Consider the following 8,782-nt stretch of genomic DNA (forward strand, 5'->3'; position numbering starts at 1 on the left):
CTATGGTTGAATATCTTTTCGTGTTTTTTCGTGTATTTCGTGGTAGATTAAAATCGTAAGAATTCACAAATTAGGTTAGATAAACCAAATTTAAATTTATTATGATAATTGGACTAAAAATCAAAGAGAGAAGAATAAAAAGCAAATAGGATAATAAACTATGGTTGAATATCTTTTCGTGTTTTTTCGTGTATTTCGTGGTAGATTAAAATCGTAAGAATTCACAAATTAGGTTAGATAAACCAACCAAAATCCAATGGAGGATATATGGCAAAAATAATGATCTGCGATCCGGTCTCGGACGCATGTTTGGCAAAGATGAAAGAAGCCGGTCATGAACTGGTGGACGAAACCCAGAAGAAAACACCGGAAGAACTGGCAGAATTGATTCCCGGCTACGATGCTGTAGTCATTCGAAGTGCAACAAAAGTAAGAAAAGTGGCTATTGATGCTGCGGACAAACTCAAAATAATCGTTCGCGGTGGTGTCGGTTTGGATAATGTTGACTGCGATTATGCAAAATCAAAAGGTGTAAAAGTATCGAATACACCAACCGCTTCCTCAAAATCAGTAGCAGAACTCGCGCTTGCTCATATGTTCGGGCTCTATCGTTTTCTCCCCCAAGCAAATATCACTATGCGAAATGGCGAGTGGAACAAGAAAAAATATGTTGGACATGAAATCGGTGGTAAAACTCTCGGTATCATCGGATTCGGTCATATTGGAAAATCTCTTGCAGAAAAAGCGATTGCTCTCGGTATGAATGTCATCGCTTACGACCCTTATGTAAAAGAAACGGATATTGATGCAAAGATAGTGGATCTTGACACATTATTTGCAAAATCCGATATTATTTCTCTCCACATTCCTCACACCGATGAAACTCATTATATCATTGATGCTGATGCAATCGGCTTAATGAAAGATGGTGTAATGATCATTAATTGTGCTCGTGGTGGTGTTGTTGATGAAAAAGCATTATTAGCAGGATTGAATTCCGGAAAAGTTGCATTTGCCGGTGTGGATTCTTTTGAAGACGAACCGTCAAATAACACTGAATTGATCAATCATCCGAATGTGAGTGTTAGCCCCCATATCGGAGCCGGAACAAAAGAAGCCAAAGGAAATGTAGGCATAGAAGTTGCCGATATTATCAACGCATTCTTTGCATAATCTTAAAATTCCTTGAGCCGATCAGCCGGCTGGCGGATTGGCTCAAGGTATATTTTGGAAATTTGATTTTTTTCGTGTATTTCGTGGTAAGTTTTTTCCCTTTTCACTTCTCCCTTTTCCCTTTTTTAAATGTCGCACCTACGGTGCTTAATTATCCTTTATTCATCGAACATAAGGCTAACGCCTTATGCTACAAATATTTCGCACCGCTGGTGCTGATTTGAAATTTTTCGTGTATTTCGTGTATTTCGTGGTAAGTTTTTTCCCTTTTCCCTTCTCCCTTTTTCCCTTCTCCCTTTTCCCTTTTCCCAGCTTCGCAATCCACCGGCTGGCGGATAAATTCTTAACTTAACAAGAAAGGAACATATTAAAATGATCACAAAAAAATATGGAAACATATTGTGCCTCAGACTTCAGCACGGTGAAGATTTTCTGGAGAAATTAATAGAATTTGCCACAGAAAATAAGTTGCAAAACGCAATTATATTAAACGGCGTTGGCATGCTAAAAGACGCTGAGATCGGTTATTTTGAGGATGGGAAATATTTAAAAAAAATATTCAACACTCCGGCTGAATTAGTTTCAACAAATGGGAATATGTATCTCAATCAAGACAATAAACCTGAATGGCATATTCACGTGGCACTGGCAGATAAAACGCACAAAATGATAGGTGGGCATATTCTCTCCGGTTTAGTTTGGAATACAGCCGAGATATTTATTCAAACCATATCCGGTGCAAGATTTATCCGTGAGTCTGAAGATGGAAATTTAAGATTGAATTTTTATTGATAGAACTGAAATTATGGATTTGTCGGGCAAGCATTGTTTTGCATAAATGAAGTTTGAATGAAATAATTTTACCGAATTTATGAAAACAAAAATCTGTTAAAACTGCTAAAATTTGTACTAATATTAATTATGAATAAGATGATAACTGAAAAAGATTTTAATAATGTGGTTGAAAATATACGGGACGGCTTGTATATCGTTGATTACAATATGAAAATAGTTTTTTGGAATAAAGCCGCTGAGAAGATTACAGGATTTAAATCAGAAGAAGTTTTAGGCTCATCTTGTAGCGATAATATTCTTAACCATGTCGATGGAAAAGGGAACAATCTTTGCAAGGGGATTTGCCCCCTTAGAAGAACTATATTTGATGGAGAACATAGACAACTACAACTTTATCTACATCATAAAGAAGGGCATGTAATACCTATTACCATAAACACTTTCCCCAGGTATAATGAGGGTGGCAAAATAATTGGTGGGCTTGAATTATTCTCAATCTTGCCTTCTGAAATTTATATGGAAGCACAAATTGAAAAACTAAGCGAGCTATCACTGATTGATTCTTTAACCGAATTATCTAATAAGCGTTTTATTGAAAACGAAATAAAATCTTGCTTAGATCAGCGAAAAAGGCATGGAATTTCATTTGGAATTCTATTTTTTGATTGTGATGATTTTGCAGACTTTAATGATGAATATGGGAGAAAAACCGGAGATCAAATACTAAAGGAAATCGCAAAAACCTCCCTCAATTCAATTCGGATTTCTGATAAAGTTAGCCGATGGGATAAAGATAAATTTTTGGGTGTTTTTCAAAATTTAAGTAATAGGGGGCTTTATGAAATGGCTGAACGACTGCGTGTTCTGATTAAACAAACGCGAATAAAATATAAAGATCGCTTCTTATCCGTCAGCGTATCAATCGGAGGAACTTTGGCTGAACATGACGACGACTTGCATTCGTTAATTGCCAAAGCCGAAAAACTTTTGCAAAAATGTAAGGAAACGAGCAAAAATCAAGTTATAATTGAAAATTTTTCTCCAAACAAATAATCAACAAAAAAATATTAAACCTGAAATAGGCGTTAATTGCCAAACTTCAATCTTACCATAGAACGAATCAGAAACGAGTCGTCGTTTTTCATTTTTCTTAAATTTTTATTGCTATAAGGGGAGTCTATCTTTAAAAATGCTCGAGCAGTAATAACCCGAATTTTTTCAGAAGGATCATTCATAAATTCTTTGAGGATATCTACACTTTTTTTTGTTTTTAAGTCTCCCAAAGTACTGAGAGCAGATTTGAGATATTTTTTCTCTATTACAAAAGTTTCGAGAGTGTCCACATAAGACGTATCTTGCAATTCCCCAATAATTGACATCGTATTTTTTACACAAAGGCTATCCTCAAGTTCCAAACCCTTCGGGATATAAGGTTTGTAAACAACAGAATTTTTTATGAAATATTTTATCGCTCTAAAAACAAGTCCGCTTTTTGTATCCAATCTTTCGTTGAAAATAAATTCAGCAGTTTCTTCGGGTTTTTCGAGTAAGATTTCACGGGCTTTTTGCACTCTCTTTATGCTACTTCCAACTTCCCATTCGGAAGCAATATCAAAGATTTCTTCGATGCTTGCAAGTGTATCAATTTCAGCAGCATTAGCTTCTGCTTTTTCTTCAATCGGTTCTTGTTCGGGAACAAAAAAAAGCGTATCAAGACCCATCCCAAAATTTCCATTAATCCAAAAGGTATCATTTTTTGTCATCTCGAGAGGATACGAATCATTTCCTCCGGTATCGAGGAAAAGTCCTATGCTGCCGCTATTTCGAGCTTGCCTTCCATAACCATAATTAGCATCATATTTATTCTGATATTTATCATCTCCTGCTACATCAAGGAAAATTCCAACCGAATTTGTTAATCCGAGTCCATTTCCCCCTTCAATAGAATAGCGGTCGTTTCCACCCCGATCAACGAGAAAGCCCACCGAATAATCATGTCCGCTCCCTTGCCCCGGACCGTGTTTGGAATAGTAATGATCTTCCCCTTTTTCATCATATAAAAATCCTCCGGCAAGGTGAATTCCACTTCCTTGAGGATAGTAAACAGCATCATAAAAATCATTTCCGGATTTATCAACAATAATTCCGAGCGCATACCAATAGGCAACAGCTTGAGCATACACTCCGCCTTTAAAGGAATCATTGCCATCTTCATCATAGAGAAATCCAATTCCTCCAGCCATTATAGGACGAACTCCGAATCCAAATCCCTGAGACATACTTCGCGTATCAAATGGAGCAAGCGGCGTGTGATAATATTTTCCACCTGCAAAATAAAAATCATTACCGGAAAAATCGAGCAACAATCCAGCGCCAAGAGTTCCACCAAACGCTTCCCCGCATTCGGTTACGGAATATATGTCGTTTCCCTTTTTGTCGGTTAAATTTGAAATTCCAAAAGTCCCGGCACCCAGACTATACAATCCTGTTCTGTAAACATCATCACCTTGTTCGTCAATGGATAATTGATACCCGAAAAGACATGAAAGAGCCAAGTCGTTTCCATGATAAAAATCATCTCCGTCTGCGTCAAAGTTGATTCCAATTCCCTGCACAACGCTAAACAATCCGCCGATTGTTTGGTTCTGATAGAGATCATTTCCCTTGAAATCCAAAACCATATAATACGGACTGAAAAACGTCGTATTGATTTTTGAATTGTAAATATCATCACCGTTCGGATCAAGAATAAATGTATAATTATCCGAATATATGTCTCGTTCCGCAGAGCCGATACAGAAATTTCCCCATTTTGTTCTTGATTCGATTCTATTCCCCCATACAAATTTATTTTCAGAAAAACTGTTTTTCAAGACATCAAATCCGTCCTGAAATATTTTTACTGCATTCATCATTTGAGAAAAATTTATCTTTTTTATAATTGGAATTACACTCTCTTCAAATTCCAGATCATCAAATTTATCAATATCATTTTGGGTGAAAAAGTCTTGATATTTCAAACTATCTTCCGACTCTGCCCACATTGTATAAGAGGAATAACGTAATATTTTCAATTCCTCGATACTCAAAGAGTCCCAAACTTGCTGATAATAAAAATCTGATTTTGCGAATACCAAATCTATATAACCAAAAATATCTTCCTGATTTTTTACCTTATTTTGGAAATAGTTTTTGAATTCTTTCTTACAACTTGTAATCGAATCACTAGCAAATATCTCTTGACCGAAATATGAGATAATTTGAGAAAAAGATTGCTGTGATAATATTTGTTCGGTTCTTTCAACAAAATTCGGAAATTCCATCGGGTTGTTTAAAATATCAATTATTACCGGAATTTTAAATTCCGTACTACTTACCCAATCTTTCAAGAAGTTTTCTGAGCCGGGTTTGATGTTGTTACGCAACATCATTGTATTAAAAATTTGCATTTCAGCAGGAGTGATTATTTCAGCAACTGATTGGGTTGCAATAAATAGTATAAATGTTAATAAGATAATTTTTTTCATAAAGTCTTTAATTTACTTGATTTTGCGCTGAGTAATAGGGAAAATTGAAGAATGCTATTTCTGATTATATTCTATAGATTATCACGGTTTTTTCTTTTTTATAATCATTGAGCCATTCTTTAAATTGATCTTCAATAAATTTTTTGCGGTATTGCTCTTTTATAGAAGAGAAATCTGCTCTGCTTTCAATTTTCTTATTTAGAATATGATAGAATCCAAAACTGGTATTGCTGAATCTGATCGGATTACTGTAAGCTCCCACTTTTCTAGAAAAGGCATCTCGCAAAATGATCTGACTATTGGAAAGATTATTGATATTGTCGTAATAGCTAACCCAGCCGGTATTTTTCATTCCGCCGAGATAATTTGAAAGAGAGTCATTTCTATCTTGAACCAGCCTGCTCAAATAATCTGTAAAAATACGACAACTGTTATATTTGCAAACATCAAGGAAGCGGTCTTTTGCAAAAGAATAGGCTGCGTAACCGGTAATCTTTTTGCCTTGAATTTTATTTTTGACCATGACAATTGCATAACCGTTTTCCTGCTTAAATATTTTTGGAATCACATTTCCGTCATCGGTTCTGTATAAAGGCTCGAAGTCTTCTTCGTAAATGGAAACATTGCTATCAAGCATTAATGATTTTTTTTCTTTTATTTTTACGAAACTTGTCGTATCCACATAACCCAAACTATCAAATTCCGCAAATTTGTATCCAATCTCCAGAGAATCATAGATGCTCACAGCACTTTCAAAACATAAACTATCTGCCTTTTCTCGAATCATTTCGCTTATAATGGTTTCTTTTACATCTTCAAATTCCGGCTCGAATATCTGTTCTCTACCCAATAATTTAATGATGAAATAACCTTCAGCAGTCATAATAGGTCTGCTGATTTTACCCATTTGCATTTTTTCTACGGCTATCTTTATCTCTTTATCTAAATCTTCGATGTTTATAAAAGTCCCGTTTTTATCGGACAAATGATTTTGACGATAAAATATTTTGGATATTACAGAAAAATCTATCGAATCACGTAAAGCAGAATTAATTGAACGTATTTCACTTGAAATATTATATTTTGGATCAAGAAAAATTGTTTGCAATTTGACCTTATTTTCTACGAGATATTTTTCTTTATTTGCCAAAAAGATTTTTTGGGCTTTCTGCAAGTCCACAGCCTGACGAATGCCGGTTGTGTCTCGCTGAATAAATAAGTAAACAAATTGGTATGAATCTTCAGGATAAAAATTATCTTTATTTGCAGAATAATATTCTTCGAAATTTTTCTTCCTTTCTTCGTAAAGGTGTTTTTCTGTTAATTTTTTGATTCGGGATTTAAGTTTTCTTTTTTCATTGAAGGATAATTTTTTTCGTCTATTCACTCTGCCGATATAAAGAAAATTATCTTTTACTTTTTTAAAGATTGAATCTTCAGGAGTTACAAATAGCGTATCCATTATCAGCGGATAGGGTTCTGTGAAATAGGGAAGATTTTGGATCAGTTCGATATTGCGTCTGATTTGAAAATTATTCTTAGGAAAGTGGAAGTGATTATTTTTTACAAGTATGCAAAGCGTATCTATCAAGCTATCGGCAAGCACTTTATATTTAATTCCCTCGAGCTTTTCTATCACATCACTAATAACTTCTTCAAGTGGAAGTGTGTCTCTTACGGTTGTAAATTCTTCGATATTTTCCTCATAATATTTTTGGATTGCTGATGAGTCGGGAGTGAGAGATTTGTCAAATTCCAATTCTTCCCGATTTAATTTTAAATAGCTGAAATTAAATTTATAAATATCTTCATCCTTTATTTTTTGTTCAAAATAATTATCAACTTCGCTATTTATGTAAATTGTTTTTCCGGTATTTATATAATCGTGCCATACTTTTGAGGAAATATCATTCAAATTAATCAGTTCATCTCGCTTTATTTCTGCGGTCTGGAAGACGATCCAGCCATCATCCTGCTCGATTGGCATAGAAAAAACAGATCCTACCTTTTGAATTAAAGCGAATTTGATAATATTCTGATTGTTTTTCAATTGCCCAATATTATCTCCGCGTTTTATAAAATCCGTTTCGAATATATGAAAATCCGGATCATAAAAAATATTTGAATTCTGAAATTTTTTGATAAGTTCGATAGCCTTTGTTCTGGATTTTCGGTGAGCAATCTTGCGATATTTTTCCAAATATTTTTGGTATGATTTGGTAGATGATAAAAACATCCGGTCTTCAATATAGATAAATTTGATTTTCACTTTTCGAGGGGAAGAATATTTGTTTTTGTTCGCTTCGTAAAATTTATCCAAATAAAATGGAGTGGAGGGAAAAGTGGCTGGCATCAGTGAATCCGGAACAATATTATAGGCTAACCTGATCTTGGAATTATTTCGGATATATCTTGCATACAATTCTTCGTCGGTAAGTGCAAATTGTTCTTTAATTATATTTTCAATTTTGGTATAAAAATAATCATTCTTAATTGTGCTTACAATGGCCTGATAGCGTTTCGGATAATTTTGTTTAAACTGAATAAGTTTTTGTTTATCAAATATGCCATTAGTTAAAAAAATATCTTTGTCAGAATAAATTTGCCGAAATATTGCCTCAATCTCCGGAACAGAAAAAGTTATATTGTGTTCTTCCGCATAAATTTCAAAAAGATTTTCACGGATGAGTTCGTTCATAGCCAACTTTCTCAAATCTTTTCTAGGTGAGAATTCGGAAACAGAAGGAAATTTTGAATTATCAGCAAGATATTCTTTCCACAAATTTTCATAGTGATTTTGAAGTTGAAGCCATGTTATTGATTTATTGCCAACTTCTGCCATGATGTTTGGATTTGCTTTCAAACCGGAAAAAACAAAAAGCAGGCTAAAAATGAATAAATATTGGATGTTTTTTTTCATAATAAAAATATTTTAATAAAAACAAATTTTACCACTGTTGTGAAAACCTATTGTATTTAATTTTTCTCAGCGTTTTTTGTAGTAAAAAAAGTATGGATAAAAAATGTTCGATTGACTTATTTTTTCCACTAATCTCGCTCCCATTGATCATGAAGAATCTCGTTCCCATTCGATCATGAAAAATCTCGTTCCCAAGCCCCAGCTTGGGAACGCAATTAATTGAAAAAATGTACGAGAATCTATTTTTTCCATCTTCTCATTCCCATTCGATAGTGCTGGGAGGTTTGGAACTAATATCATAAACCACGCGATTGATGCCAGTTACTTCGTTGATGATTCTGTTAGATGTAGAGCGAAGAATTTCGTA

The 8,782-nt window shown here is 34.3% G+C and carries 5 protein-coding genes; 3 read left to right on the forward strand and 2 right to left on the reverse strand.

All coding sequences use genetic code 11. The features are described from left to right. The first annotated feature begins 267 nt into the window (after nt 1–267). The 3 genes from U9P79_07980 to U9P79_07990 all read left to right on the forward strand — a co-directional run bounded on the left by U9P79_07980 (nt 268) and on the right by U9P79_07990 (nt 3,021). Nucleotides 268–1,173, forward strand: a complete 906-nt coding sequence (locus tag U9P79_07980; protein MEA2104560.1) for a D-2-hydroxyacid dehydrogenase — start codon at nt 268–270, stop codon at nt 1,171–1,173. Between the two features lie 372 nt (nt 1,174–1,545). After that, nucleotides 1,546–1,965, forward strand: coding sequence for a PPC domain-containing DNA-binding protein (locus U9P79_07985; GenBank protein MEA2104561.1), 420 nt, complete (start codon nt 1,546–1,548; stop codon nt 1,963–1,965). 129 nt (nt 1,966–2,094) lie between these two features. Continuing rightward, nucleotides 2,095–3,021: a sensor domain-containing diguanylate cyclase gene (locus U9P79_07990; protein ID MEA2104562.1), complete on the forward strand. Its 927-nt coding sequence runs from the start codon at nt 2,095–2,097 to the stop codon at nt 3,019–3,021. Between the two features lie 32 nt (nt 3,022–3,053). On the opposite strand, the gene U9P79_07995 is transcribed toward U9P79_07990, so the two are convergent. Next, the gene (locus tag U9P79_07995; GenBank protein ID MEA2104563.1) at nt 3,054–5,495 is read right to left on the reverse strand and encodes a hypothetical protein; all 2,442 of its coding nucleotides are present in this window, start codon (nt 5,493–5,495) and stop codon (nt 3,054–3,056) included. Nucleotides 5,496–5,559: 64 nt separating this feature from the next. Then, nucleotides 5,560–8,415, reverse strand: coding sequence for a peptidyl-prolyl cis-trans isomerase (locus U9P79_08000; protein MEA2104564.1), 2,856 nt, complete (start codon nt 8,413–8,415; stop codon nt 5,560–5,562). Nucleotides 8,416–8,782 lie beyond the last annotated feature (367 nt).

The organism is Candidatus Cloacimonadota bacterium (assembly GCA_034661015.1).
GTDB lineage: Bacteria > Cloacimonadota > Cloacimonadia > JGIOTU-2 > JGIOTU-2 > JAYEKN01.